Consider the following 26,028-nt stretch of genomic DNA (forward strand, 5'->3'; position numbering starts at 1 on the left):
GGGTTTCGGGGCGGACGACGGTGTGGTGGGGCGGGCGGGGGGGGGCGGGCCCGGCCGGGCGCGCGCCCCCCCAGCCAGCGCCGCCCCCCCCCCCCGGGCGGCGCCCCCACGACGTGTTCGCCATGGACCGTCAGCCGGTGAGCCCCAGCTCGCGCATGAGGGCGTCCTCGCGCTCGTGCGGGAGGTAGCGCAGAACCTGTGGCGGTCGCCGTCGCAGCGCGCCAGGTCGGTCTGGGCGAACTGCGGGCTGCCGGCCCTGCCCTGCGGCGTCGCGAAGTCCAACGTCCACTCGGTCGGTACGAGAACGTACCTTCGGTGCGAGATCGAGAACGTCCAGGACCGTCACCTGGGCTCCGGTAAGCCCAGCTGTCAGTCGTTCCAGGCCACCGTCACTATCACCGCGCTACGCCAATGGTTGTGGACCTTTGAAAACGCGGCCTAGGGTGGTCGCCATGCTTCCGCGCCGCCACCACGACCAAGGGTGGGTCCTGGCGGTGACCCTGGCACGCTCCGACAGATCGGCCGCCTGGTGAGCGGTGCGCCCGCTCCCGCGCAGCGAGGTGATCGGTCACGCCCCGACCGTCGCCGGCCCACGGTCGCCGACGCCTGCGCGCGGCTCGCCCGGTCGCGTCCCTTTGAGATCGGCATCGTCGTCGTCATCCTCGCCAACGGGATCGTCCTCGGTGTGGAGACGTACGAGGGGCTGTTCCCCGCGAGCGGCGCGCTGCACGGGCTGGAGCTGTTCTTCCGCGCCGTCTTCACCATCGAGATCGGCGTCCGGTTGGCCGCGTACGGCCGGCGTCCACAGGACTTCTTCCGGCACGGTTGGAACGTCTTCGACTTCCTCGTGATCGCCGCCATCTTCGTTCCGGGCCTGCACGGCGACGCGGCGCTGTTGCGCGTGGTGCGGGTCGCCCGGATGGTCCGGCTGGTGCGGTTCTCGCCGGGCCTGCGGACCATCGTCTCCGCGCTGTGGCGCAGTCTGCCCGGCGTCACCGGATTCCTCGCGCTGGCCGTGGTGACGCTCTACGTGTACGGGATGGCCGGCTGGCTGATCTTCGGCGACCGGTATCCCGACGAGTACGGGGACATCGGCAGGTCGTTGCTGACGCTGTTCGTGCTGCTGTCGCTGGAGACGCTGCCGGACCTCATCGAGCAGGGGCTGGCCATCTCGCCGTGGACGCTGCTCTACTACGTCAGCTACGTGGTGATCACCGTCAACCTGCTGCTCAACATCCTCATCGCGGTCATCGTGAACTCCATGGAGGAGGCCCGTCGTCTGGAGATGACCGAGCGGTTGGCCCCCGGCTACGACGAGGACGGTGACGGCATCCCCGACGAGGTGGACCGCATCGCGCTCACCCAGCGGCTGGACGACCTGCGCGCGGTCATCGGCGAGTTGGAGCGGGAGTTGCGGATCGACCGGGAGGACGGGCACGGCCGGCCGCATCGCGTCCAGGTGCGCTCCGAACGCTGACCCCGCGATCGTTCCCCGCGCGTAGCGTGGAACCGTCATGGACACCGACCCCAGCGCGATTCGTGCGGATCTGCACCGTCGACGCGACGAGACCACCGCCGAGATCGCCGCGCTCGAGGGCGACCTGCGGAGCCTGTTCGAGGCGTCCCGGTCCTCGAACGCCGACGACGAACACGACCCCGAGGGCAGCACGATCGCGTTCGAGCGGGCACAACTGAGCGCCGTGCTGGCCGCGGCCCGTCGACGCGTCGCCGAACTGGACGAGGCGCTGAGCCGCGTCGCGGCGGGCACCTACGGCGTCTGCGAACGGTGCTCCCGCCCGATCCCCGCCGAACGGCTCGCGGCTCGCCCGTCGGCGCGTACCTGCGTCGCCTGCGCCAGCCGACGGTGACGGTGGCGACGCCCGCGGACCCGGTGCCCGGCGGACGCCGCGGGGGTGTCCGCGCACGGACGGGTTCCGGTCAGACGACGGTGGGACTGCGGCGTTCCAGCAGCACGACGTCACGCCAGCGGTCGCGGTGGCGGCCGATCCGTTCGCGTACGCCGATGACCCGGAAGCCGGCCCGGCGGTGCAGGGCCAGGCTGGCGGTGTTCTCGGGGAAGATGCCGGACTGGATCGTCCAGATGCCGGCGCCCTCGGTCGAGGTGATCAGCGCGTCGAGCAACAGCCGGCCGACCCCGCGCCCCTGAGCCGCCGGGTCGACGTAGACGGAGTGCTCGACGACGCCGGCGTAGACCGGACGGCTCGACGTCCGCGTGACGGCGACCCAGCCGAGGACGAGGCCGTCGGCGACCGCCACGAACCGGTGCGCGGCGATCCGGCTGGCGTCGAACGCCGCCCAGGTCGGTGCGGTGACCTCGAAGCTGGCGTCGCCGCCGTCGAGGCCGAGTTGGTAGATCGCCAGGACGCGGTCCGCGTCGCCGGGGCTCATCGGTCGCAGGGTCGTCTCGGCCACGGGTGGGCTCCGATCTTCTCTCCATGATGTCGCGGGTCTGGTGTGTCAGACAGTTGTACCGTGCGGGGACACCGGCCTTCCGCCGCGCTCACCGGCGTCCCGCACGTCCCGGCGTCCGCTCGTCGAAAGATGTGATGTATCAATTCGATGGTGGCAGCTCGCCGCGTCGGTTCAACCGGCCGCGATTGTGAACGTCGAACCTTCCCCGCAACTCGCAGGTTCCCTTACCGCAACCGGACCGCAACGGCGTGAGCCGCCGCGAGCAACCGGCGCGGTCCGTCGCGGAGAGCGCGAGGAAACGTTGGATGTCTATGCGTATAGGCCCCACGGCGTCGTTGACGCATCCAAACCGCCCTCCGTATACTCCGAATGATCATCTGATCTTTAGCCGAGCCGGGCGAGGAGCGCATGCCGCAGATCACTGGCGTCACCGTCGAGGACGTCCGCTTTCCCACCTCGCTGACCGCTGACGGGTCCGACGCCATGAACAAGGACGGCGACTACTCGGCGGCCTACGTCATCCTGCACACCGACGGCGTCGACAGCGCCGGCGTACCGCTGGCGGGTCACGGCCTCACCTTCACCATCGGTCGGGGCAACGACATCGTCGTGGCGGCGGCGGCCCACCAGGCCCACCGCCTGGTCGGCCTGGACGTCGCCACGATGGCCGCCGACATGGGCGCGGTCTACCGCCTGCTCACCTCCGATACCCAGCTGCGCTGGCTCGGCCCGGAGAAGGGCGTCGTCCACCTGTCCCTGGCGGCCGTGCTGAACGCGGCCTGGGATCTGGTCGCGCGACTGGCCGACAAGCCGCTGTGGCGGCTGCTCACCGACATGTCCCCCGAACAACTCGTCGACATCGCGGACCTGCGTTACCTGTCCGACGCGCTGACCCGGGACGAGGCGCTGGCCATCCTGCGGGCACAGCAGAGCACGAAGGCCGACCGCCTCGCCGAGCTGGCCCGCACCGGCTACCCGGCCTACACCACCTCGGCGGGCTGGCTCGGGTACGGCGACGACAAGCTGCGCCGGCTATGCCAGGAGGCCGTCGACTCCGGCTACGGTTACGTCAAGCTCAAGGTGGGCGCCGACCTCGACGACGACATCCGCCGGTGCACCATCGCCCGGGAGATCCTCGGCCCGGACCGCAACCTGATGCTCGACGCCAACCAGGTGTGGGACGTCGACCAGGCCATCGAGTGGGTCAGGGCGCTGGCCCGTTTCACCCCACTGTGGATTGAGGAGCCGACCAGCCCGGACGACATCCTGGGCCACGCGGCCGTGCGCCGCGCCGTCGCTCCCGTCGGCGTCGCCACCGGCGAGCACTGCCACAACCGGGTGATGTTCAAGCAGCTCTTCCAGGCCGAGGCCATCGACTTCTGCCAGTTGGACACCGGCCGGCTGGCCAGCGTCAACGAGATTGTCGCGGTGCTGCTGCTCGCCGCGAAGTTCGGCGTCCCGGTGTGCCCGCACGCGGGCGGCGTCGGGCTCTGCGAGATGGTCCAACACGTGTCGGTGCTCGACTACGTCGCGGTGTCGGGGGATCTCACCGGCCGCGTCACCGAGTTCGTCGACCACCTGCACGAGCACTTCACCGATCCGTGCGTCATCCGGGACACCGGTTGGGGCAGCGGATACGTCCTGCCCCACGCGCCCGGCTACTCCACCCGTATGCACCCCGAGTCGATCGAACGGTACCGGTTCCCGGACGGCCGCTACTGGGCCTCGACCGAGGCGGCTACCGTGTCATCTCCGGAGCCGTACGTCATCGCGGGTGGAGCCGCCACCCCCGCCGGCCGCTAGGAGGTGTCATGTCCCGCACCGACGAGGTCGTGAACGGCATCAAGCGGATGATCCTGGAAGGGACGTTCAAGCCCGGGGACCGGCTGCCCATCGAGAAGGACCTCGCCGAATCCCTCGGCGTCTCGCGGGGCTCCCTGCGCGAGGGGATGTCCGCGCTGTCGATCCTCGGCATCGTCAACATCCGCCAGGGTGACGGCACGTACGTCACGAACCTCGACGCGCCGCAACTGCTGGCCCCGATGGGCTTCGTGGTCGACTTCCAGGGGCAGGGCGACGGACGGCACATCCACACCGTCCGCCGCCTGCTCGAATGCGAGGCCGCCCGGTTGGCCGCGACCAGGATCACCGACGAGGCCCTGGCGCAGGCCGCCGAACTGCTCGACGAGGCGGCCCGGATCGCCGGCCGGTCACCGCAGGACCACGAGCGCATCATGGAAATCGACATCGCGTTCCACCGGATCATCGCCGCACAGGCCGACAACCCGGTGCTCATCGGCCTGATCGAGGCGTTCGCCGGGCGCACCCTGCGCGGGCGGCTCTGGCGGAGCCTGCACGAGGAGGGCGCGGACCGGCGTACCCACGACGAGCACGTGGCGATCCTGAAGGCCCTCCGGGCGCGCGACCCGGAGCGGGCCCGCACCCGGATGGCCAACCACCTGATCGGTGTGGAGGAGTCGCTCCAGGGGTTGCCCGACGAGGGCTGACCGCCGCCGTCGATTGATCGCCCGCCCGTGCCGCTCGTCGGTGGCACCGTTCCCGGTGCACCGCGCGCGCTCACGGGCGGGCGACCCCCCGCCCTAGTCCCGCTCCGAGCCCTTGCTTCCGGTCATCGCCGCGACCAGATCGTCGGTGCTGACCTCGTCGGCACGCAGCCGAGCCGCCCGCCGGCCGAGACGCAGCACCTCCACCCGGTCGGCGATCTCCAGAACCTGCGGCATGTTGTGGCTCACCAGCACCACCGACATGCCCGCCGCACGAGCCCGCCGCACCACGTCGAGCACCCGCTCGGTCTGCACGACGCCCAGCGCCGCGGTGGGCTCGTCGAGGATGACCACGTTCGTCGCCCAGATGATCGCCCGTGCCACCGCGACGCACTGCCGCTGCCCGCCGGACAGCATCGCGATCGGCGTGGTGACCCGTGGGATCCGTACGCCCAACTCGTCGAGCGCCACGGCTGCGCCGTGGCGCATGGCGCGCTTGTCGAGCAGCCCCAGCCGACCGAGCGGCCCGGACCGCAGGATCTCCCGCCCGAGGTAGAGGTTGGCGGCGACGCTGAGGTCGTCGGCGACCGCGAGATCCTGGTAGACGGTCTCCACCCCCGCGCGCCGGGCGTCCACCGGAGTCGAGAAGTGGACCGGGCGGCCACCGACCCGGATCTCGCCCTCGTCCGGCGCGTGCACGCCGGAGAGCGTCTTGACCAGCGTGCTCTTGCCGGCGCCGTTGTCACCGATGAGGGCGACGACCTCGCCCCGGTGGACCGTGAAGTCGGCGCCGCGCAGCGCCTCGACGTGGCCGAACCGCTTGACGATCCCCCGGGCTTCGAGCACCGGCGGCTCCTCGGGAGACCGCCGCTGGTCGTTGTCGGTCGTCGGCGCGGAGGTCGTCGCCATCACTGCACCGGGGGGTTGGCGCAGCTGGGCTCGAGCACCGCCTTGATCTCCGGCGAGTCGATGTTCTTCTTGGTGACGAAGGTGACGCCGGTGTCCGCCGACGCCAGCGGCGCCTTGTCCCGGAGGTGCTTGACCATCTTGTCGACGCCGAAGTAGCCCATCTTGAAGGGATTCTGCACGACCAGCGCCGAGATCTGGCCGTTGCGCAGTCCGGCGATCTCGTCCGGGGCAGCGTCCCAACCGATGATGACCACCTTGCCGGACTTGCCCGCCGCCTGGATGGCCTGCGCCGCGCCGAGCACGCTCGGCTCGTTGGCGGCGAAGATGCCGGCGAGGTTGGGGTTCGCGGTGAGGATGTTCTCGGTGACCCGCCGCGCCTCGTTGACGTCGCTGCGGCTGGGCTGCTGGCCGACCAGCTTGAGGTTGGGGAACTGCTTGAGGCCCTCCTTGAAGCCGTCGACCCGCTCGGTGTTGGTCTGCGAGCCGGGCTGGAACTCCACCAGCGCCACGTCGTGGTTGCCGGAGCCCAGCTCGGTGGCGAGCAGCTTGGCCGCCTCGACGGCCGAGGCCTTGTTGTCGGTGGCGAAGAGCGGCACGCTCGACGGCTGCGGGCTGGTGCCCGAGTCGATCATCGCGACCGGGATGTTCGCGCCGATCGCCTGGTCGGTGGCGGGTGCCAGCGCGCGGGAGTCGGTGGCCGCGTAGACGATCCCGTCGACCTTCTTGGTGACGAAGTTCTGGATCAGGTTGACCTGACCCTCGACGTCGGTCTCGGTGGTCACCCCGTCCCACTGGACGGTGACGTTGCCGGCGCGCTGCGCGGCGCACTCGGCGCCCGCCTTCACCGTGTTCCAGTAGTCGGCCCCGACGGCCTTGGGCACGACGGCGAGCTTCAGCGGCCCGGAGGCGTCCTTGGTCGCGCCGTCGCCTCCGTCGCGGACCTCGACTCCGCCGCAGGCGCTGAGCAGCGCCGCCGCCACGGCGGCGGCGAGGACGGCCTGCGCGCGCAGGAGGTGACCCCGGGGACGTCGGCGGATGGTGGTGTGTGCCATGGTGTGCGTCCTTCCTCTGGTGAGCTGCGGGAACGGCAGATCAGCCCCGTGACTCCAGCCGCCGACGGCGGTACTGGTCGAAGTAGACGGCAGCCCAGATGATCAGGCCGACGATCACCTGCTGGTAGTGGATGCTGATGTCGAGCAGGACGGCGCCGTTGCGGACCAGGGCGATGAGGAAGGCGCCGATGATGGTCCCGACGATCCGGCCCTGCCCGCCGAATAGGCTGGCGCCGCCGATGACCGCCGCGGCGATGACGTCGAGTTCCAGCGAGATGCCGTAGTTCGGCTGCCCGGAGTTGACCCGGGAGGCGGCGATCATGCCGCCGAGGCCGACCAGGACACCCGCCAGGACGTACACGTAGGTCAGGTAGCGCCCCACCGCGATGCCCGAGCGGCGGGCGGCCTCCAGGTTGGAGCCCATCGCGTAGGTGTACTGCCCGAAGCGGGTCTGCGAGAGCAGGAAGGCGACCCCGACGGCGACCAGGGCGGTGATCACGACCGCGAACGGAATGCCGATGATCTCGCCGTTGCCGAGCAGCTGGAACGACTTGGGCAGCCCGTAGACGCCGACCGCGCCGGTGATGATGAAGACCAGTCCTCGGCCGACCGACATCGTTCCCAGCGTCGCGATGAACGGGGGTATCCGGGCGACGGTGACCAGCAACCCGTTCAGCAGTCCCGCCAGAGCGCCGACACCGATCGCGACCGCCGTGGCCGCGAGGAGCGGAAAGCCCAGGTCCCGTACGACCATCGCGCCGGCCACGCCGGCGAGCGCGGCGACCGAACCGACCGACAGGTCGATTCCCTTGGTGATGATGACCATCGTCTGCGCGGCGGCGATGATGGCGATCACCGCGGTCTGCGCGCCGATGTTGAACAGGTTGTCGGCCGTCAGGAAGTAGGGACTGGCGAAGCTCAGCGCGACGAACAGGACGACGAGCGCGGTCGCGGCGGTGAACTCGGACAGCGCGTGGGAGATCCGCTCGCGCAACCAGTCGTTGAGCGCGCCGCCGTGGGCCTGGTCGGTCGCCTCGACGGCGCTCATCGCCGGGCCCGGCCGTCGTCCACTGTGTCTCGCCCGGCTCGGCACGCGCCGCCGCCGGTGATTGACGCTCTCGCTCGCAACCGGACCTCCCCAGGAAGTCACGCACGGGCCACGCCCCGTAGCGCCCGCACGATAGATCAGATGTTTGCAATGATCAGGCGTTACCTTGCCATGGTCACACTCGTGTTGCCAAGGTCTTACCGGCATGTTGTGGCATCGTTATTCGCACCTCGGGCACGATACGTCCGACCAAAAGACCCGCTAACCGTGTCCGGTCCGGGACGGCGACCGACGTCGTCAACGGAGGGGTCTGCCGCACGGCCACCGGTCGCCTTGAGCATGTTATCGATAACATGCTATGTTCCGCCAAGGAGTCGAGGGCACGTCCCTCCCGTTCGGAACCACCGGCACCTCGAAGGGCATCGGGTCCCACGACCCGGTCGACGGCCGGTGAGCTGTCCGAGCCACACCTGTCCGGCGTACGTCATTCCCGCGTCCGCGCACGCGGCAGTCCATTGTGACGTTTACCCCGCAGGCAGCACCGTTGTCGACCCGTCGGACCATCCCGGGCACCGCCGAATCTCGCCCCGCACGACCCCCGGCAGCCCTTCGCCGATCGGGCCGCCCGACCTCGACTCCGCCGCCATCATTTGTCGAAAGGCAGGACCATGGACAAGATCCCCGACGAACGCACACCGCGACCCCTCCTCCGGGGCCGTCGGGTGCTGGTGCCGCTCGCGGCCACCCTCGCGGCGGTCGCCGCGACGGTGGCGGTGACCTCGGCCGCCAACGCCGGCACCACGCTGGGCGCCTCGGCGGCCGAGAAGGGCCGCTACTACGGCGCCGCGGTACCGGCCTTCAAGCTGTCCGACAGCCAGTTCGCTGGCATCGTGAACCGGGAGTTCAACCAGCTCACTCCCGAGAACGAGATGAAGTGGGACGCCACCGAGCCGCAGCAGGGCCGGTTCAACTACAGCGGCGGGGACCAGATCGTCGCCCACGCCCAGTCGCACGGCATGATCGTCCGCGGCCACACGCTGCTGTGGTACCAGCAGCAGCCGGGTTGGGCGCAGGGCATGTCCGGCACCGCGCTGCGCAACGCCGCCATCAACCACGTCACCCAGGTCGCCACCCACTACCGGGGCAAGATCTACGCGTGGGACGTGGTGAACGAGGCGTTCGCCGACGGCGGCAGCGGCGGTCGACGCGACTCGAACCTGCAGCGCACCGGCAACGACTGGATCGAGGTGGCGTTCCGGGCCGCCCGCGCCGCCGACCCGGGCGCCAAGCTCTGCTACAACGACTACAACACCGACGGCATCAACGCGAAGTCCACCGGCATCTACAACATGGTCCGCGACTTCAAGTCCCGCGGCGTGCCGATCGACTGCGTCGGCTTCCAGTCCCACCTGGGCACCTCGGTGCCGGGTGACTACCAGGCCAACCTGCAGCGCTTCGCCGACCTCGGCGTCGACGTCCAGATCACCGAGCTGGACATCGCCCAGGGCTCCAACCAGGCCAACGCCTACGCCCAGGTGACCCGGGCCTGCATGGCCATCGCCCGCTGCACCGGCATCACGGTGTGGGGCGTACGGGACAGCGACTCGTGGCGCAGTAACGACAACCCGCTGCTGTTCGACCGGTCGGGCAACAAGAAGGCGGCGTACACCTCCGTCCTCAACGCCCTCAACGCGGGCACCGGCACCCCGACCACGCCGCCGCCCACCACCCCTCCGCCGACCACTCCCCCGCCCACGACGCCGCCGCCGACCACTCCTCCGCCCACCGGTAGCGGCTGCACCGCCTCGGTGTCGCTGAACTCCTGGAACGGTGGCTTCGTCGCCACGGTCAAGGTCAACGCCGGCTCGACGGCCGTACGGGGTTGGTCGGTCCGGATCACGCTGCCCTCGGGCGCCGCCATCACCAACACGTGGAGCGCGCAGGCCAGCGGCTCCTCGGGTGCGGTGGACTTCCGCAACGTCGACTACAACGGCCAGATCGGTGCGGGCGGCAGCACGGAGTTCGGTTTCCAGGGCACCGGCGCCGGTCCGTCCGCGACTCCTACCTGCACCGCGAGCTGACCCGTCCCCTCTCAGCTCACCCCCTGAGCGCCCCCGGGGCCGCGCGGACCACCGCGCGCCCCGGGGGTGCTCGCCGTCATGGGGGTGCGCCTACCCCGCGTCAGGCGTCGAGGCAGGAGCGGACCGCGGCGGTGAGCCGGTTGGCGCGCTCGTCGCCCGCGCCGTACATCTGGTTGACCACGTAGCCGAACCCCACCTCGTGGTACGCGTCGGCGAAGGCGAGGTTGCCGCCGGCCCCGTCGTGGCCGAAGCTGTGCTCCCCCAGCAGCGGCCGGGCCGGCTCGGAGTGCAGCAGGAAACCGGTGCCCCAGCGCTGGCCGGTGTCGGGCGGGCCGTGCCGTTGCTGGCCCCGTGAGCGGACGACGACCGCGTCGTCGACCGAGGCCCGGGTGAGCAGGGGTCCATCGCCCACGTCGGACACGCAGGCCGCGTAGAGGCGCGCGAGGCCGCCCGCGGTGCTCACCGCTCCCGCGCCCGGAATGCCGGCCGCCTGGATGTCCGGGTCGTTGAAGCTGACCAGACCGTCGGCGTCGGCGGGGAAGGCGAACGCGCCGCCCATGGTGATCCCCCGTTCGGCGACCGGGTCGACGAAGGGATCGGCGTCCGGTGGTGGGGCCAGATTCCAGGCGACGCCGTCGCGCTCGGCAGCGGGCAGCCCGAGCCAGGTACGCAGTCCCAGCGGGCCGGCGACGGTGTCGCGGAAGTACGCGCCGGGGAGCTGACCGCTGACGCGGTGGATGACCTCGCCGACGAGCCACCCGTAGGTCATCGAGTGGTAGCTGTGCGCCGTACCCGGCTCCCACAGCGGGGTCTGCGCCTCGATCGCCGTGATGACCGGATCCCACGCGAGCACCTCGTCGAGGGTCAGCGGCCGGTCCAGCGCCGGCAGGCCGGACTGGTGGGTGAGCAGCCACCGTACGGGGATGTCGGCCTTGCCGTGCTGGCCGAACTCCGGCCAGTAGCGCGTCACGGGCGCGTCGAGGTCGAGGCGCCCCTGCTGGGCGAGCAGGTACGCGCAGATCGCCAGGACCCCCTTGGTGCAGGAGAAGACGACGACCGGCGTGTGCGCCGTCCAGGGGCGTCCGGTGCGGGTGTCGGCCAGACCGCCGTACAGGTCGACGACCTTGCGACCCCGCACGTAGAGGGTGACCGCGGCGCCGACCTCACCGCGGAGGGTGAAGTTGTCGCGGAACGCGTCGGCGACGCGCCCGTAGCGCTCGTCGACGTCGCCGTGGATCTGCGGCTGCGTGGCCACTGCCTATCCCTTCAGTGAGCCCTGGATCAGGGCCTTGATGAACTGTCGCTGGAAGATCAGGAACACGATGAGGGTAGGTGTGAGGATCAGCAGCGAGCCAGCGCACAGCAGCACCAGGTCGGTGCCCCACTGGCCCTGGAACGCGCCGAGCGCTCCGGCCATCGTGCGTTTGGTGGCGTCGTCGACCAGCACGATCGCGAGCAGGAACTGGTTCCACGTCCAGAGGAACATCAGGATCGTCAGCGACGCGATGGCGGGGCGGGCCAGCGGCACCTGGACCCGCCAGAACAGCTGCCAGGTGCTGCTGCCGTCCACCCGGGCGGCCTCGGACAGCTCGACCGGCACGTTGGTGAAGTGGGCGCGCATCCAGAACACCGCGAACGGCATGTAGAGGCCGATCAGCGGCAGGATGATGGCCCACCGGGTGTTGAGCAGACCGAGGTCCTGCATCTGGTAGTAGAGCGGGGTGACGACGGCCTCGAAGGGCAGCGTGAGGCCGAGCAGCAGCAGACCGAAGACGAGCCGGCCGCCGGGCACCCGCAACTGACCCAGCCCGAAACCGGCCATGGTGGCGATGAGCACGGACACCGGTACGACGCCCGCCACGATGAGCAGGCTGGAGCGCAGCAGTGCGCCCATGTTGGCGGCGGTGAACGCGTCGGCGAAGTTGCCCCACTGCGGGTCGGACGGCCAGGCCAGACCGTCGGGCACGGTGCCGCGCGGTTGCAGGGCGGCCGAGAGCATGCTGACGAACGGCAGCAGGGTCACCAGGATCAGGGCGATCAGGAAGACCCGACCGGTCAGCTGCTCACGTCGGCTCAGGTTCACGGCTTCTCCCCCCGGGTCAGTCGCTGGATCGGCAGCACGAAGGCCAGCACCAGAAGCATCAGTACGACCGCGAGCGCCGAGGCCAACCCCACCTGACGCTGCGAGAAGGCCAGCCGGTAGATCTCCAGACCGGGGACGGTGGTCTGCAGTCCCGGTCCGCCGCTGGTGGAGATGTAGACGATGTCGAAGCTGGCCAACGCGGCGATGATCGTGACGGTGAGGCAGACCCCGATCTCCTGACGCAGGCTGGGCAGGGTGACCGCGAGGAACTCGCGGACCGGCCCCGCGCCGTCCAGCCGGGCGGCCTCGTAGAGCGCCGGATCGATCTTGCTCATGCCGGTCACCAGCAGGATCGTGCAGAGGCCGAGCAGGACCCACGCCCCGATCACCCCGACGGCGGGCAGCGCCGTGTCGAAGTCGCCCAGCCAGGCGCGGGCCACGCCACCGAGCCCGACGGCGCGCAGCACCTGGTTGACCAGACCGTTGGTCGAGAGCAGCCAACTCCACGCGATGCCGGCCGCCACCAGGGGAATGACCTGGGGCAGGAACAGGATCGTCCGGACCACGGTGCCGAACGCGCCGGTGGTGATCCGGCGGACCACGCTCGCCACCAGCAACCCGAGCGCGACCGGGATGAGGCTGAAGAAGACGATCAGGATGATCGCGTTGGAGATGATCTTCAGTAGGTCGCTGTCGGTGAAGACCGTGACGTAGTTGTCCAGGCCCGCCCAGCGGGCGACCCCGATCCCGTTCCAGTCGTAGAGCGAGTACTGGACGGTCAGGGCGAGGGGCCGCAGGACGAAGACCGCGTACATCACGAAGGCGGGCAGGACGAACAACCAGCCGGTCCCGGCCGCGCGTGCCCACCGGCGTCGGTGGGCCCGCGCGGACGCGGGACGGGCGGGACGACCCACGGACGACGCCCGGCCGTCCCGCCCTGGTGGTGCGCTGCCGAGGGCAGACGTCATCGGGACAGTTCCTTCTCGTACTCGGCCTGGACCGCCTTGACGTACCCCTCGGGCGTCTGCTGGCCGGCGACCAGCTTCTGCATCTCGGGCGTGATCGCGGCGGCGAAGATGCCGCCGGTCGCGTTCGCGGTGAAGTCGACCGCGCCGTTCTCGGCCCCGAGCTGCTGCGCCGCCTTGAGGGTCTCGGCCAGCACGGTGTTCGGGGCGGCGGCCGGCACCGGAAGGTCGCTCGGGCCACCCGGGCTGGACCCGCCGACCGTCACGGCGATCTCCCGCGCCTTGGCGTCGGTGTGGACCCAGTTGAGGAAGAACGCGGCGGCGTCCGGGTTCTTGGCCTTGGCGGAGACCCCGAAGGTGTTGGGGGCGGACATCGCCACGTGCTTGGCGCCGGCCGCCTCGCCGGGGAACAGGAAGAAGCCCACGTTGCCGGCCATCGTCTTGTCGAGGTTCGCCGACTCCCAGTCGCCGTTGAACATGAACAGACCGTTCCCCTTCTGGAACTGCCCGACCATGCCCGCGTAGTCCAGGGCGTTGGCGTCCTTGGTGAAGTAGCCGGCCTGCGCCCACTTCTGGATGGTCTGGGTGGCCTTCAGCGCGGCCGGCGTGTCGAAGGTGGCTCCCGGCTTCTGGAAGATCCAGTCGGCGACCTGCGCCGGGTCGCCGAACTGGTTCTGCAGCGCTTGGTGCGGGAAGTTGATGCCCGCGGTGTTCTTGTTGAACTGCATGATCGGCTGGACCCCGCTGGTCTTCGCCTTCGCCAGCACCTGCTCGAACTCCGCGACCGTGGCCGGCGGCTGGGTCATGCCGACCTGGGCGGCCAGCTTCTTGTTGTAGAAGACTCCGGTGACGCTGTAGCCGAGCCCCATGCCGTAGAGCGATCCCACGCCCCGCGTCTCGTCGCCGACGCGCAACTGCACGAGCTGCGAGGCGGGGAACTTGTCCCAGCCGTACGCGGTGACGTACGGGTCGAGGTTCTTGAGCAGGTCGTCCTTCACGAGGTCGACCATCGTGGGAAGCCGGATGATGTCGGGCGCGTTGTCCGAGGCCATCACGCGGGGGGCGTTCTCCACGATGACCGTGAACTGGTCCTCGCGGATATTGAAAGTGACGTTCGGGTGCTGCTTGGAGAACTCGTCGGCCAGCGCCTTGGCCAGCGGGAAGCCGGTCTCCGCGTACATCTGGAGGGTGACCGGCCCGGTGCCCAGGTCCGTCTTGACGGCGGCGTCGGGCCCGGCGGTCGACGACCGGTCGGCTCCGGGCGCGCTGCACGCCGTGGCGGCGAGCCCCAGCACCAGCAGCGGTCCGAGGACCAGCGCGCCGCGTCGCGGGAATGTCGTCAGCGTTTGTGCCATGTCATGACTCCTATGTTTCCTCCGCGCGTCCCACGACCCACGGCCGCGCGACGGCTCCACCGGGACCTTCGCGACGGGCGAGCGGCCACGACACGTACGCCGTGACCATCTCGCGCCGCCGCGCTCGCGTACCGACTCAGCAAGCGACCGACGGCGTCTACCGACGCGCCAAAAGTGGCCGCTAAACTGATTTAGCAGAGCATGCGCGTGACACCGGAGGCTGTCAAGGACAACCTGGCAACGGTCCGGAAACATCGGGTTCACACCACGCCCGACCCGACCGGGGCCGGGCTCCGTGCGCCGACGCATCATGATGGGCGGGAGCGGGAGCCCGTGGCGCCGCGCCTGATTCGGAGGACAGATGGGCCGCAACAGAGCAACCCTGGCCGACGTCGCACGGCGGGCCGGGCTGTCCAAGACCGCCGCGTCGATGGTGCTGAACGGCAGGGAGGGCACCCGGCTCTCGGCCGAGGCACACCAGCGCGTGTTCGCCGCCGCCGAGGAGCTGGGCTACCGGCCCAACCTGGCGGCACGCAGCCTGCGTACCCGCAAGACGGCGACCATCGCGTTCGTCTCCGACATCGTCGCCACCACCCGCTTCGCCGGCGGCCTCATCCGCGGCGCGCTCGACGCGGCCCGGGAACGCGACCACGTGCTGCTCATCACCGAGACGCAGGGCGATGCCACCTTCGAGCAGTACGCCATCGAGGCCATGCTCGACCGGCAGGTCGACGGGGTGATCTACGCGGCGATGGCCACCCGGCGACTCACGGTGCCCCCCGCCATCCTCGGCGGCCCGGTGGTGCTGCTCAACGCCACCAGCTCGGACAATCTGCCCTGCGTGCTTCCCGACGACGACCGGGCCGGTCGCGCGGTCGCCACCGCCCTGCTGGAGTACGGTCACCGCGACGCCATCGCGCTCATCGGCCGCAACCGGATCAAGGAGGGCGACCAGGAGATCTCCCTCGCCGCTCGGGCCCGCCTGCACGGCATCCAGCAGGCGCTGAGCGACGCGGGCGTCACCCTCCTGGCGGAGTCCTTCTGCACCGAGTGGCTGCCCGAGCACGGTTACGCCGCCACGCGCGCCCTGCTGAACCGAACCCAACGACCAAGCGCCATCATCTGCATGAACGACCGGCTGGCGTTCGGCGCCTACCAGGCACTCGGCGAGGCGGGCCTGACCGTCCCGGACGACATCTCGGTGATCTCGTTCGACGACGATCCGATCGCCGCCTGGCTACGTCCCAGCCTCGCGACCACCGCGCTACCGCACGAGCAGATGGGGAGGCGCGCGGTCGAACTGCTCCTGGACGGCGGGGCCGCCGAGCGGTCGCTCGTCGCGATGCCGCTGCGCCGACGCCGGTCCCTCGCGCCTCCCGCCTCCTGATCCGGGCACCCCCGCCGCGGGCGGGCCCGTACCGGCACACGCCCGCGCCCGGCGCGACGGGGCCGGACGACGACAGGTCCGGGCCGGGGCCGTGCCGCCCCGGTCCGGACCTGTCGAGCTGTCAGCGCGGTGTGGCTAGCGCCGGGTCCAGCGTTGGTTGGAGGCCCCGGTGCAGGTCCACAGGAGCACCGTGGTGCCGTTGGCCGTCGCGTTGTTGTTGACGTCGAGACAGAGGCCCGACGACGCTCCGCTGATCGTGCCGTTCGAGTTGAACGTCCACCGCTGGTTGGCGCCGCCGTTGCAGTCCCAGATCTGGACCTTGCTGCCGGCGCTGGCGTTGGTGGGCGCGTCCAGACACTTGCCGAGCGCCTGGAGGGTCTGCCCGTTGGCCGTCCACCGCTGGTTGGCGGCCCCGTTGCAGTCCCAGATCACCGGCTGGGTGCCGTTCGTGGTGTTGCTCTGCGGGACGTCCAGGCAGCGGCCGGAGGCAACGCTCGACAGCGCGAAGGAGGTGGTCGGCGGCGGCGTGGTGGTCGGCGGCGGGGTGGTCGGCGGCGGGGTGCTGGTGTCGCCGCCACTGACCCGGTACACCACCGTGCCGTGCGCCGGAACGCTGGCGGAGATGGAGCCGGTGCTCGTGCTGGTGGTGTTGCTCCAGGCGTCCACCAGGGTGAAGGAGCTGCCGGACTTGCCGACGGCGGCGGCCGTCGTGGAGATCGTCGTCGTCGAACCGCTCTGGTTGAACAGCGCGACCGCGACGTCACCGTTGGCCAGCCGCTTGGCCAGCACGCGACGGGTGCCGTCGAACGACACCTGGCCGGCCTGCAAGCCCAGGGCGTCCTGGTTGATGCCGATCAGGTTCGCGTTCTTGAGGATCGTCTGCGTCGCGGCGTTCATGTTGCGGACGTCGTTGCCGGCGATCAGCGGCGACGCCATCATCGCCCACATCGCGAAGTGGCTGCGCATCTCGGTGTCGTTCATGCCGCCCCGGCCGACCTCCATCATGTCCGGGTCGTTGAATCCACCCGGGCGCGCGTACGAGGCCAGCGGGACGGTCACGTTGATGATGTTCTGGATGCCCATCGGGTAGCCGTTGGTCTGCCCGGTGTCCCACGCGTTGGTGATGTCCTCGGTGGTGCGCCACATGTTCGCCACGTCGCCCCAGTTGCGCTGCGGGCCGGTCTTGGCGTGGATGCTGTTGGAGTTGATGCTGTAGACGATCGGCCGGCCGGTCGCGGCCAGCGCGTCGCGCATCTTGGCGAACGTGGTGACCTGGTCGTTGATGCTGCCGTTCGGGGAGCACCAGTCGTACTTGAGGAAGTCGACGCCCCAGGCGGCGAACTGCCGGGCGTCCTGCGCCTCGTGGCCCTGGCTGCCGGTCGCGCCGGGGTAGCTGTTGAAGTACTGCGCGCAGGTCTTGTCGACGGGCACCTGGTAGAGGCCGAACTTCAGCCCCCGGGCGTGCAGGTAGTCGCCGAGCGCCTTCATCCCGCTCGGGAAGCGGGTCGGGTCGCCCTGGAGGTTGCCGGAGCTGTCGCGGTTCGGGTTGAACCAGCAGTCGTCGACCACGACGTACTGGTAGCCCAGATCGCGCATTCCGTTGCTGACCATCGCGTCGGCGGTCTGCCGGATCAACCCTTCGTTGATGTTGCAACCGAAGGAGTTCCAGCTGTTCCACCCCATCGGGGGTGTCCGGGCGACGCCGTTCTCCAGCGCCTGGGCCCCGGGTGCCCGCAGGCCCACGAGGGCGGCGGCCACGAGGAGCCCGGCCGCCGCTGCCCGCCCCCAGTGACGGGCTCGGATTCGCTTCATTCGGGAGCGTCCTTTCGGTAGTGCCATCCACGGGGGACGGCAACCCGGATGAGGCGGGCACCGTCGTGTGCGCGACCACTGTTAGCGTTAACAGCAGACGCCGGTCATATTACGGAGCCGTTTCGTCGAATTCAACTACTTCCATGTCTCGACGTATCGGCGAGCGGACCCACCAGGGCAGGCGCAGGCCCCGTCGGTCACGGATGACCGACGGGGCCCATTCCCGCCGCAGACGGCCGGGGTACGGCCGGTCGGGGCGAGCCCGCCTCAGCTACGCAACTGCCACTGCTGGTTGGTGCCGCCGTTGCACGACCAGAGGATGAGCTTCGTGCCGTTCGCCGTTGCGGCGCCGTTCGCGTCCAGGCAGAGGCCCGACTGCACGCCGGTGATCGTGCCGTTGGCGTTGACGTTCCACTGCTGGTTGGCCTGGCCGTTGCAGTCCCAGATCACCACCTTGGTGCCGTTGGCGGTGCCGGCACCGGAGGCGTCCAGGCACTTGTTGCCGTACACCATGAGCTGCCGGCTTGCGGTCACCGTCCACCGCTGGTTGGTGGCTCCGCTAATGCAGTCCCAGAGCTGGGCCTGCGTGCCGTTGGTGGTGACGGATCCGCCGATCTCGGCGCAGCGACCCGACTGGACGCCCACGATCTGCCCACTCTGCGGGTTGGTGCTGCCGCCGCCCTGGACGCCGGCCGCCGCGATCACGGACTGCGCGCCCGACGGCCAGTTTCCGTTGGAGACCGTGACGTTGCTGTTGACCACGTTGCCCCGGTCGCCGTTCGTCACGTTGGTGCTGCCGTTGGTCGACCAGTTGTTGGTGACGGTGAAGTTGCCCATGTTCTCCGCGTAGTAGTAGTTCGCGGTGGCCCAGGTGCCGGTGGAGGAGAACACGTTGTTGCGGGCGGTGTAGTAGCGCGAGCCCTCGTCGAAGTAGAGCCCGAACCAGCCGTTGGTTCGCAGGCAGTAGTTCTGGTTGATGGTCCCGCCCGGGTTCGCCGAGAGCGTGTAGATGCACCCGCCGTCGGTCATCTGCTGCATCACGTCGTGCACGTAGTTGCCGATGACCTGGTTGTTCGACGCGGTCGTGGCCGTGGAGTAGCGCGGCTGGTAGTTGTAGAGGCCCCGGTTGGCGTAGTGCTGGCTGCCACCGGCGTCGTTGGCGCCCCAGCCGTAGCCGACGGACAGCCCGGTGTACGGCATGTTGTAGACCTCGTTCTGCGAGACCAACGAGGTGCTGACGTAGGTGGTCAGGATCGACACCACGCCCCGGTACTCCACGCCCAGGTCGTGCACCCGGTTGTTGCTGATGGTGACGTTCCGGTTGACCATCCGCTGGTCGCCGGGGTGGTGGGCGTCGGCGCGCACGCCGCCGACCACGATGCCGCCGGCCGAGTTGCGGGCGATCTCGGAACGGGTGACCGTGATGTTGCTGGTACCCAGGCCGACACCGCTCGCGTGGGCGTTGGCGTCGTTGCCGATGCCGATGGCCGTCTGACCCAGGTTGACGAACTGGGAGTCGCTGAAGGAGATGGTGTTGGCGGCCGACACCTGCACGGCGGCGGGCATCTGGGCCCAGCTCGGCCGGGTGGCCTCGAACAGCGGGCAGCCCTCCTGGCAGGAGGTCAACGCGTCGGACGGGCGGGCCCAGGTGCCGACGATGTGCGCGCCGGTCTGCTGGTCGGCGAAGCCGTTGCTGCTGCTCGGGCCGAGCCAGCTCGTACCGGTGAAGGTGACGCCGCTGAACGAGATGTGGTGCGCGGGCGCGTCGTACGTGCCGCCCACGTTGACCAGCGACTGGAGCTGCGGCAGCTCCACGCTGACGCTGTTCATGTTCTGCCCGGCGAGCGGGATGTAGTTGAGCTGCCCGCTGCCCGGGTTGAGATACCACTCCCCCGCCGAGTCGAGGAACTCGTACGCGTTGGTCAGGTAGAACGGGCCGGCCCGGTGCGGACGGGACAGGGTGTCGAAGCCGAACGTGTTGTTGTTCCAGGCCGGCTGCTGCATCGTCAGGAAGTTCCCGCTGATGCTCTGCACGGGCGAGTACCGGTCGGTGAACGAGCCGACGCTCTCCACCTCGACCCGGCTCTGGTTACCGACGTTGTTCAGGTAGCTCAACGCGCTGTTGCTGAACCGCATGCCGGTCGTGGTGAAGGTGAAGTCGGCGCGGTTGACGGCGGTACGCGCCCGGGTGGCGATGGCGCCGTTGACGTAGAGCTGGCGGCTGTCCAGCCCGGTGGGGACGCTGGCTCGCCAGATGTTCTTCGCGGAGTCGACAAGCGACCAGCCGGTGACCGCCCGCGCGCCGCTGATCGTCGGGTGGGCCGAGGCGGCCGCCCGCCAGATCACCTGGTAGCCGTTGGTGCCGGAGTCGGCGGCGGTCAGCCGCAGCGGCGAGGTGAGCCGGTACACGCCGTCGGCCAGTTCCACGACGATGTCGCCGGACATGGAGCTGTTGAGCGTCCGGACGGCGGCCTGCGCGCCGGCAAGCGAGCACGGCTGGCTGGCGGAGCAGGTGCTCCCGCCGCCGGACGGGGACGCGTAGAGGGTGGTGGTCGCCGCGGCGGCCGGTGTGGCCGCGGCGGTGACGGCGACCATTGCGGTCAGTGCCGCCGTGGTGGCGCCGGCGAGGAGCCGGCGCGCCACGGCGATGGATGAGACGGACACTGGACGGTCTCCTGGGGGGGGTAGAGGTGGGGTGGTGGGGTTAGCGCTAACAACATGGGCGTGCCGACGCCCGGTCAGGCGACGACCTTGCGGAGGTGGTGCAGGCCGTCGACGGCGAGGCGGTCCTGGGTGGGGGCCAGGGGCCGCCAGATCGACGCCGCGGTGGCGATGGTGGCGTTGTCGGCCGTGAACGACTCGATGCAGACCGCGCCCCGGTAGCCGGTGCCCCGCAGGACGGAGAAGAAGCGCGGCCAGTCGAAGTGGTCCGCGCCGGGAGCGCCCCGATCGGTGCCGCTGACCTGGACGTGCTTGATGTGCGGACCGGCCAGCGCGAGGGCCGCGTAGGGGTCTGCCTCCTCGATGTTCATGTGGTACGTATCGATCATGATGCCGACGCTCGACGGCAGGCCGTCGATCGCCTCGATCGTCTGCTCGACGGTGTTGAGCACGCTCGTCTCGTAGCGATTCAGCGCCTCGACACCGATGCTCACGCCACACTCGCCGGCCCGGTCGGCGACCGGCGCGAGCGCCCGCCGGAAGTCGGCGTAGCAGGCCGCGCGGGCCGCCGCCGACATCCGCCAGGTACGCCCGACGGCCGCGTACACCGGACCGCCGACGCAGGGCGCGCCGACCGCCGCCGCGCTCGCCACACACCCCATGAGGTACGCGACGGTCGACTCGACGACGGCCGGCGGGGCGTCCACCAGATCCCGCCCGGGCGGGGTGACCGCGCAGACCCCGGCCGCGGCGAGACCGTGCTCGGCCAGCAGGTCCCGCGTGCGGACGGGATCCCAGTCGCCGGGCTGCTCGATCGGCAGTTCGACCGCGTCGAACCCGAACGAGGCGATCCGCGGGATCAACCGGGCGAGGGCCTCGTCGTCGACCGGCGAGGCCCACACCCAGGGGTTGACGCCAATGGCGTACACCGCAACCTACTTCCAGCGCTGGGGGTAGCCGGGCAGGTCACGGCAGCCGCACATCGCGTAGTGCAGCGGCGGCATGCTCGCGTCGAGGTACTGGTCCAGGTTGTCCTGGGTGATCGTGGGCTGCGGCAGCTTCCACGGGCTGGACACCTGCTTGCCGTCGAGGATGTCCAGCGCGGCGACGATCGGCGTCCGCCACTGGTACGTCGGGTAGGTCGGCGCGATGGCGGTGAGCTGCTTGTCCTTCCAGAGCTTCAGGAAGTCGAGCTGGTCCTCGCCGTTAATCGGCGGTACGGGCTTGCCGGCGTCCTGGAACGCCTCGACCGCCGCCACGGCGACCGCTCCGGCGTCCATCCAGACCCCGTCGATCGTGCCGTACCGCTGGATGTAGTCGTTCACGATCTTCTTGGTCTTGGCGGGGTCGCCGTCGGTGAACTCCACGCCCACGACGTCGACCTTCGCCTTGTCCAGCGCGATCTTCGCGGCCGACCAGCGGGTCTCCAACACGTCGACCCCGGGCAGGATGCGCAGCGCCAGCAGCTTGCCGCCGGGCTTCATCTTCTGGCTGACGAACTCCGCGCCGACGTGGCCGAAGCCGTAGCCACCCACCGGGTTGATGAACGTCACCGGGCAGGTCGTGTTGACGCCCCGGTCGAAGACGACCACCGGCAGGCCGGCCTTGCAGGCGGCCTCGACGGCCGGGGTGAGTGTGGCGGTGGTGTTCGGCGACACGATGAGCGCGTCGCAGCTCTTGCCGAGCAGATCGTTGATGTCGGCGATCTGCTTCTGGTCCTTGCCCTCGGCGTCGACGTGCACGAACTCGCTGATGCGGGACTTCTGCGCCTCGACCTCGGCCTGCATGGTCTTGAAGCCGACCTGCCGCCACGGGTTGTTCAGCGCCGCGTTCGAGAAGCAGATCTTGTGCGGACCGGCCTTCTTGAACTTGGCGGTGTCCACCATCTTCGGGTTGAGCACCTGCTCCCACGGCTTGTCCGCCGGGCCCGTCGGGGCGGCGTCGAGCAGGGCCAGCTCGTTGTCGTAGTCGGCCTGCACGAAGAACTTGGACTGCTCCCCGGTGCCGGACCCCGCGGCGGCGGACGCGCTGCCGGACGGGGACGCGGTCGGCTCGTCGGTGGCGCATCCGGCGGCGGCCAGCGTCAGCACACCGGCCGCAGCCAGGGCGGTCATGGATCGTCTCATCGAATCACCTTTATCTTGAGGAGGAGGAACGCGAAGCCGAGACCGCCACGGCGAGCAGGATGATCAAGCCTTGGACGGTCGATCTGAGGGCACCGGAGACGCCGGTGAAGTTCATCAGCGCGAAGAGCGTCTCGAGGGTCAGTGCGCCGAGCATCGCCCCGACGACCGAGCCGCGACCGCCGCCGAGGGCGACCCCGCCGAGCACGACGGCGGTGATCGCGGCGAACTCCAGGCCGACTCCGGCCTGGAACGACACACCGCTGTACCCGCCGAGCAGGATCGCCGCGACCGCCGCCGCGACACCGCTCAGCACGAACGCGATCGTCTTGGTGAGACCGACGCGTACGCCGCTCAACTCGGCGGTGCGCGGATTGTCCCCGACGGCGACGAGCGTGCGGCCGAAGTCCGAGCGGGTCAGCACCACGGCGATCGCGGCGACGACCACCAGCACGAGCAGCGCGTACGGGATCCGGCCGAGCAGCGGCACGTCCTCGATGGCCCGTCGACCGAACCGACGGAACTCCTCGGAGAGGCCGCCCTTCGGTGCGCCGTCGGACCACAGGTAGACGGCGCCGACGAGGATCAGGAACATGCCCAGGGTGGTGATGAAGGAGGGCACCCGCAGCACCGTGGTGACCAGACCGTTGACCAGCCCGACGAACGCGCCACCGACGAGCAGCAACGCGACCACCGGCCAGGTGCGCGACGGGTCGCTGTCGATGAGGCGGGCAGCCACGACGACCTGCGCCGTGACCAGGGAGCCCACCGAGAGGTCGAACTCCCCGCTGACGATCACGAAGTACTGACCGGCGGCGAGCAGGATGATCGGCGCGGAGCGACCCAGGAACGACATCAGCGACCCGGGGGCGAGGAAGTCGGGTTGCACGAACGCGATGATGATCAGCAGCACCGCCAGGAGCGCGGCGATCGGCGCGATCCCGTCGGGGCGGATCCGGAGGGTGAGCGGACGGCGCTCGGCGACCCGCATGGTCAGGACCCCGCCTTTCGCATGGCCCGTCGGGCGTAGACGGCGACCGCGGCGATGATGATCACGCCACGGATCACCTGCTTGAAGAACGCGTCGACCTCGAGCTGGTTGAAGACCGCGTCGATGCTGGCGAGCAGCAGCACGCCGCCGATCGTGCCGAGGACGCCCCCGCGCCCGCCCGCGAGGGCGGTGCCACCGAGGACCACCGCGGCGATGGACTCCAGGTCGTAGAGCCCCTCGGTGCCCACCCGCGGGGCGCCGGAGCCGAGCCGGCTGGCCAGGTAGACGCCGGCCAGCCCGGCACAGAGGGAACACAGCACGTGGGCCGTGACGAGGACCCGGTCGTTGCGGACGCCGGAGAGCCGGGCGACCTCCGGATCACCCCCGACGGCCACCAGGTGGTGGCCGAACCGGGTACGCGAGAGGACGAACCAGGCCGCCGCGGTCACCGCGAGCAGCAGCAGGAAGGACACCGGCACCGGGCCGACCCGCTGGTAGCCGAGCGTCCGGACGAGAGCGGGCGCGCTCTCGCCGGCCGGGCCGTCGTAGCCGTTGTCGAGGTAGCCCTTGAGCAGCAGTCCGACGCCGAGGGTCGCGATGAACGCGTTGATCCGCAGCTTGGTGACGAGCAGCCCGTTGAGCAGTCCGACGCCGGCGCTGACCGCGAGCGCCAGCCCGATCGCCGGAAGCAGGGCGCCGTCGCTGCCGTTCATCGCCTCGGCCGCCACCAGGGTGCTGAGGCTGATCACGAACGCCACGGAGAGGTCGAGCGACCCACCGAGGATGACCAGGGTCTGCCCGACGGCGACGAGCCCGAGGCCGGCGGCGACGTGCAGCAGGCTCACCGTCGTCGACTGGTTGAAGAGCTGACCACCGTCGAGCATGACGATCAGCCAGCCGACCACGAGGGTGAGGGCAAGGGCCACGTACACGCCCGGCACGGCACGGCGGGCGGGACGCAGCGACAGGGCGGTCATGAGACAGCCTCCCGGACGGTGGTGGTGCCGACGGCCAGGGCGACGACGTCCTCCTCGGTCGCGCCGGCGGGCAGCTCGCCCGCGATCCGACCGTCGCGCAGGACGACGATCCGGTCGCTCATACCGAGCAGCTCCGGCAGCTCCGACGAGATCATCAGCACCGCCGCGCCGTCGCTGGCGAGGCGGCGGACGAGGTCGTGGATGGCGGACTTCGCCCCCACGTCGATGCCCCGGGTCGGCTCGTCGAAGATCAGGATGCGCGGGCTCAGCGCCAGCCAGCGGGCCAGCACCACCTTCTGCTGGTTGCCGCCGGAGAGGAAGCGGATCTCCTGGTCGTCGCCGGCCGAGCGGACCTCCACGGCGGCGAGCAGCTCGCGTACCCGTGCCGTGCGGGCGGCGCGACCGGACCGTGTCGCGAAGGCGGCCCGGCTGGCCAGCAGCGCGTTGTCGAGCACCGATTGCCGTGCCACGATGCCCTCGCCCTTGCGGTCCTCGGTGACGTACGCGATGCCGGCCCGCATGGCGGCGCGCGGCGAGCGCAGCCGCACCGGTTCGCCGTCCAACTCGACGGCGCCGGTCGTGAACGGCGCCACGCCGAAGAGCGCCCGAGCGAGCGCGGATCGTCCGGACCCCTGTAGGCCGCCGACGCCGAGCACCTCGCCGGCGCGCAGCTCGAGGTCCACTCCCCGCAGCTTGCGGTTACCCCCGTCGCGGACGGTGAGCCGGACCGGCCCACGGTCGTCGGGACCGGCCCGCTCGGGGTAGTAGCTGGACAGCTCGCGGCCGACCATGTGCCGGACCAGCTCGTCGGCGGTCGTGCTCGCGGTGTCCACCGTGGTCACCCGGCGACCGTCCTTGAGCACGGTGATCCGGCTGGACAGGTCGAAGACCTCGGTGAGCCGGTGCGACACGTACAGCAGACCGATCCCGCGCTCCTGGAGGCGGCGTACCAGCCCGTAGAGCAGTTCGACCTCCTGGTCCGCGAGGGCCGCCGTCGGCTCGTCCATGATGAGCAGTCGCGCGTCCAGGGCGAGCGCCTTGGCGATCTCGACGACCTGCTGCTGGGCGACGCCGAGCCGCCCGACCCGGGCGTCGGCCGGCAGGGCGGTCTCGCCGATCGAGGTGAGCAGGTCGCGGGTGCGGTCGAGCATCGCGCGGCGGTCCACCAATCCACGCCGGACCGGTTCGTGGCCCAGGTAGACGTTCTCCGCGACGGTGCGCTCGGGCAGCAGGTTGAATTCCTGGTGGATGATGCCGACGCCGGCGCGCTGGGCATCACGGGGGCCGTGGAACGCGCGCGGTTGGCCGGCGAACTCGACGGTGCCCTCGTCCGGGGCGTACCCGCCCGAGACGATCTTCATGAGCGTCGACTTGCCGGCGCCGTTCTCACCGACGACGGCGTGCACCTCGCCCGGCGCGACGTCGAGGTCGACGCCCTCGAGGACGCGTACACCGAGGAACGACTTGCCGATGCCCCGCAGGGCCAGCAGCGGTGCCGGTGGTGGATCTGACATCCCGATAGCCCTTACAGATAGTAGTCATCGACGAGGTCAGCACAGCCGCCGGTAGGCCGTTCGACGCGCTGAGTGACGCACTTTCGCAGCTTGCTGAAGAACTTGCGTTTTTATGGTGCAAACATTTCCTTGA

The 26,028-nt window shown here is 70.2% G+C and carries 21 protein-coding genes; 6 read left to right on the forward strand and 15 right to left on the reverse strand.

The features are described from left to right. Positions 1-529 precede the first annotated feature (529 nt). Both AB0J36_RS00005 and AB0J36_RS00010 read left to right on the forward strand, forming a co-directional pair. Entirely contained in the window at positions 530-1,477 is a 948-nt protein-coding gene (locus AB0J36_RS00005; RefSeq protein ID WP_357392739.1) for an ion transporter, read from the forward strand. 37 nt (positions 1,478-1,514) lie between these two features. Further along, positions 1,515-1,868, forward strand: coding sequence for a TraR/DksA C4-type zinc finger protein (locus tag AB0J36_RS00010; RefSeq protein WP_357121349.1), 354 nt, complete (start codon positions 1,515-1,517; stop codon positions 1,866-1,868). A gap of 70 nt (positions 1,869-1,938) precedes the next feature. Here AB0J36_RS00010 and AB0J36_RS00015 read toward each other — a convergent pair whose 3' ends face one another. Further along, complete coding sequence (locus AB0J36_RS00015) at positions 1,939-2,433, reverse strand: N-acetyltransferase family protein (protein ID WP_357392738.1); 495 nt, start codon at positions 2,431-2,433, stop codon at positions 1,939-1,941. Between the two features lie 408 nt (positions 2,434-2,841). On the opposite strand from AB0J36_RS00015, the gene AB0J36_RS00020 reads away from it, so the two are divergent. Together AB0J36_RS00020 and AB0J36_RS00025 are read left to right on the forward strand one after the other, a co-directional pair. Continuing rightward, positions 2,842-4,236 carry an enolase C-terminal domain-like protein gene (locus AB0J36_RS00020; protein ID WP_357172137.1) on the forward strand — a complete coding sequence of 465 codons (1,395 nt, stop codon included), beginning with the start codon at positions 2,842-2,844 and terminating at the stop codon, positions 4,234-4,236. Positions 4,237-4,244: 8 nt separating this feature from the next. Next, entirely contained in the window at positions 4,245-4,940 is a 696-nt protein-coding gene (locus tag AB0J36_RS00025) for a FadR/GntR family transcriptional regulator (protein WP_357172136.1), read from the forward strand. Between the two features lie 93 nt (positions 4,941-5,033). Here the strand turns inward: AB0J36_RS00025 and AB0J36_RS00030 are convergent, their stop codons facing one another. Genes AB0J36_RS00030 through AB0J36_RS00040 form a run of 3 tightly spaced genes read right to left on the reverse strand, consistent with a single transcriptional unit; the run spans position 5,034 to position 7,946 of the window. Continuing rightward, on the reverse strand, positions 5,034-5,846 hold the full coding sequence (locus AB0J36_RS00030) for an ATP-binding cassette domain-containing protein (protein ID WP_357172135.1): 813 nt from the start codon (positions 5,844-5,846) through the stop codon (positions 5,034-5,036). Further along, positions 5,846-6,898, reverse strand: a complete 1,053-nt coding sequence (locus tag AB0J36_RS00035; RefSeq protein WP_357172134.1) for an ABC transporter substrate-binding protein — start codon at positions 6,896-6,898, stop codon at positions 5,846-5,848. The genes AB0J36_RS00030 and AB0J36_RS00035 overlap by 1 nt, the downstream gene beginning before the upstream one ends. A 40-nt stretch (positions 6,899-6,938) precedes the next feature. After that, complete coding sequence (locus AB0J36_RS00040; protein ID WP_357121332.1) at positions 6,939-7,946, reverse strand: ABC transporter permease; 1,008 nt, start codon at positions 7,944-7,946, stop codon at positions 6,939-6,941. A gap of 668 nt (positions 7,947-8,614) precedes the next feature. On the opposite strand from AB0J36_RS00040, the gene AB0J36_RS00045 reads away from it, so the two are divergent. Beyond that, positions 8,615-10,027 (forward strand): endo-1,4-beta-xylanase, encoded by a 1,413-nt coding sequence (locus AB0J36_RS00045; protein ID WP_357392737.1) that lies wholly within the window; start codon positions 8,615-8,617, stop codon positions 10,025-10,027. 100 nt (positions 10,028-10,127) lie between these two features. On the opposite strand, the gene AB0J36_RS00050 is transcribed toward AB0J36_RS00045, so the two are convergent. From AB0J36_RS00050 to AB0J36_RS00065, 4 genes are read right to left on the reverse strand one after another with little or no spacing between them, the layout of a single operon-like run. Then, positions 10,128-11,282, reverse strand: a complete 1,155-nt coding sequence (locus AB0J36_RS00050; RefSeq protein ID WP_363659779.1) for a serine hydrolase domain-containing protein — start codon at positions 11,280-11,282, stop codon at positions 10,128-10,130. Between the two features lie 3 nt (positions 11,283-11,285). Next, the gene (locus tag AB0J36_RS00055; protein ID WP_355050051.1) at positions 11,286-12,110 is read right to left on the reverse strand and encodes a carbohydrate ABC transporter permease; all 825 of its coding nucleotides are present in this window, start codon (positions 12,108-12,110) and stop codon (positions 11,286-11,288) included. Beyond that, positions 12,107-13,078, reverse strand: a complete 972-nt coding sequence (locus AB0J36_RS00060; protein ID WP_357121324.1) for a sugar ABC transporter permease — start codon at positions 13,076-13,078, stop codon at positions 12,107-12,109. Before AB0J36_RS00060 ends, AB0J36_RS00055 begins: the two co-directional genes overlap by 4 nt. Continuing rightward, positions 13,075-14,430 (reverse strand): extracellular solute-binding protein, encoded by a 1,356-nt coding sequence (locus AB0J36_RS00065; protein WP_363659782.1) that lies wholly within the window; start codon positions 14,428-14,430, stop codon positions 13,075-13,077. The genes AB0J36_RS00060 and AB0J36_RS00065 overlap by 4 nt, the downstream gene beginning before the upstream one ends. A 361-nt stretch (positions 14,431-14,791) precedes the next feature. Here AB0J36_RS00065 and AB0J36_RS00070 point away from each other — a divergent pair, with 361 nt between their 5' ends. Beyond that, on the forward strand, positions 14,792-15,817 hold the full coding sequence (locus AB0J36_RS00070) for a LacI family DNA-binding transcriptional regulator (RefSeq protein WP_357121317.1): 1,026 nt from the start codon (positions 14,792-14,794) through the stop codon (positions 15,815-15,817). A gap of 135 nt (positions 15,818-15,952) precedes the next feature. On the opposite strand, the gene AB0J36_RS00075 is transcribed toward AB0J36_RS00070, so the two are convergent. The 7 genes from AB0J36_RS00075 to AB0J36_RS00105 all read right to left on the reverse strand — a co-directional run bounded on the left by AB0J36_RS00075 (position 15,953) and on the right by AB0J36_RS00105 (position 25,895). Further along, positions 15,953-17,629 carry a ricin-type beta-trefoil lectin domain protein gene (locus AB0J36_RS00075; protein ID WP_357172129.1) on the reverse strand — a complete coding sequence of 559 codons (1,677 nt, stop codon included), beginning with the start codon at positions 17,627-17,629 and terminating at the stop codon, positions 15,953-15,955. 267 nt (positions 17,630-17,896) lie between these two features. Further along, positions 17,897-20,293, reverse strand: a complete 2,397-nt coding sequence (locus AB0J36_RS00080) for an RICIN domain-containing protein (RefSeq protein WP_363659785.1) — start codon at positions 20,291-20,293, stop codon at positions 17,897-17,899. A gap of 74 nt (positions 20,294-20,367) precedes the next feature. Continuing rightward, positions 20,368-21,219: a sugar phosphate isomerase/epimerase family protein gene (locus AB0J36_RS00085; protein ID WP_363659787.1), complete on the reverse strand. Its 852-nt coding sequence runs from the start codon at positions 21,217-21,219 to the stop codon at positions 20,368-20,370. 6 nt (positions 21,220-21,225) lie between these two features. Further along, entirely contained in the window at positions 21,226-22,416 is a 1,191-nt protein-coding gene (locus AB0J36_RS00090) for a substrate-binding domain-containing protein (RefSeq protein ID WP_357121305.1), read from the reverse strand. A 10-nt stretch (positions 22,417-22,426) separates the two neighbouring features. Next, positions 22,427-23,404, reverse strand: coding sequence for an ABC transporter permease (locus AB0J36_RS00095; protein ID WP_357392734.1), 978 nt, complete (start codon positions 23,402-23,404; stop codon positions 22,427-22,429). A 2-nt stretch (positions 23,405-23,406) separates the two neighbouring features. After that, positions 23,407-24,381, reverse strand: a complete 975-nt coding sequence (locus AB0J36_RS00100; RefSeq protein WP_357121299.1) for an ABC transporter permease — start codon at positions 24,379-24,381, stop codon at positions 23,407-23,409. Then, positions 24,378-25,895 carry a sugar ABC transporter ATP-binding protein gene (locus tag AB0J36_RS00105; protein ID WP_357172125.1) on the reverse strand — a complete coding sequence of 506 codons (1,518 nt, stop codon included), beginning with the start codon at positions 25,893-25,895 and terminating at the stop codon, positions 24,378-24,380. The genes AB0J36_RS00100 and AB0J36_RS00105 overlap by 4 nt, the downstream gene beginning before the upstream one ends. Positions 25,896-26,028 lie beyond the last annotated feature (133 nt).

The sequence above is a fragment of the Micromonospora sp. NPDC049662 genome (genome assembly GCF_040675055.1).
GTDB lineage: Bacteria > Actinomycetota > Actinomycetes > Mycobacteriales > Micromonosporaceae > Micromonospora.

Excerpts from the sequence above, each read along its gene's own strand:
- AB0J36_RS00105 (WP_357172125.1), bottom strand. The coding sequence starts at position 25,895 with ATGTCAGATCCACCACCGGCACCGCTGCTGGCCCTGCGGGGCATCGGC.
- AB0J36_RS00020 (WP_357172137.1), top strand. The coding sequence starts at position 2,842 with ATGCCGCAGATCACTGGCGTCACCGTCGAGGACGTCCGCTTTCCCACC.
- AB0J36_RS00040 (WP_357121332.1), bottom strand. The coding sequence starts at position 7,946 with ATGAGCGCCGTCGAGGCGACCGACCAGGCCCACGGCGGCGCGCTCAAC.
- AB0J36_RS00100 (WP_357121299.1), bottom strand. The coding sequence starts at position 24,381 with ATGACCGCCCTGTCGCTGCGTCCCGCCCGCCGTGCCGTGCCGGGCGTG.
- AB0J36_RS00010 (WP_357121349.1), top strand. The coding sequence starts at position 1,515 with ATGGACACCGACCCCAGCGCGATTCGTGCGGATCTGCACCGTCGACGC.
- AB0J36_RS00065 (WP_363659782.1), bottom strand. The coding sequence starts at position 14,430 with ATGGCACAAACGCTGACGACATTCCCGCGACGCGGCGCGCTGGTCCTC.
- AB0J36_RS00035 (WP_357172134.1), bottom strand. The coding sequence starts at position 6,898 with ATGGCACACACCACCATCCGCCGACGTCCCCGGGGTCACCTCCTGCGC.
- AB0J36_RS00095 (WP_357392734.1), bottom strand. The coding sequence starts at position 23,404 with ATGCGGGTCGCCGAGCGCCGTCCGCTCACCCTCCGGATCCGCCCCGAC.
- AB0J36_RS00030 (WP_357172135.1), bottom strand. The coding sequence starts at position 5,846 with ATGGCGACGACCTCCGCGCCGACGACCGACAACGACCAGCGGCGGTCT.
- AB0J36_RS00070 (WP_357121317.1), top strand. The coding sequence starts at position 14,792 with ATGGGCCGCAACAGAGCAACCCTGGCCGACGTCGCACGGCGGGCCGGG.
- AB0J36_RS00060 (WP_357121324.1), bottom strand. The coding sequence starts at position 13,078 with ATGACGTCTGCCCTCGGCAGCGCACCACCAGGGCGGGACGGCCGGGCG.
- AB0J36_RS00090 (WP_357121305.1), bottom strand. The coding sequence starts at position 22,416 with ATGAGACGATCCATGACCGCCCTGGCTGCGGCCGGTGTGCTGACGCTG.
- AB0J36_RS00045 (WP_357392737.1), top strand. The coding sequence starts at position 8,615 with ATGGACAAGATCCCCGACGAACGCACACCGCGACCCCTCCTCCGGGGC.
- AB0J36_RS00075 (WP_357172129.1), bottom strand. The coding sequence starts at position 17,629 with ATGAAGCGAATCCGAGCCCGTCACTGGGGGCGGGCAGCGGCGGCCGGG.
- AB0J36_RS00025 (WP_357172136.1), top strand. The coding sequence starts at position 4,245 with ATGTCCCGCACCGACGAGGTCGTGAACGGCATCAAGCGGATGATCCTG.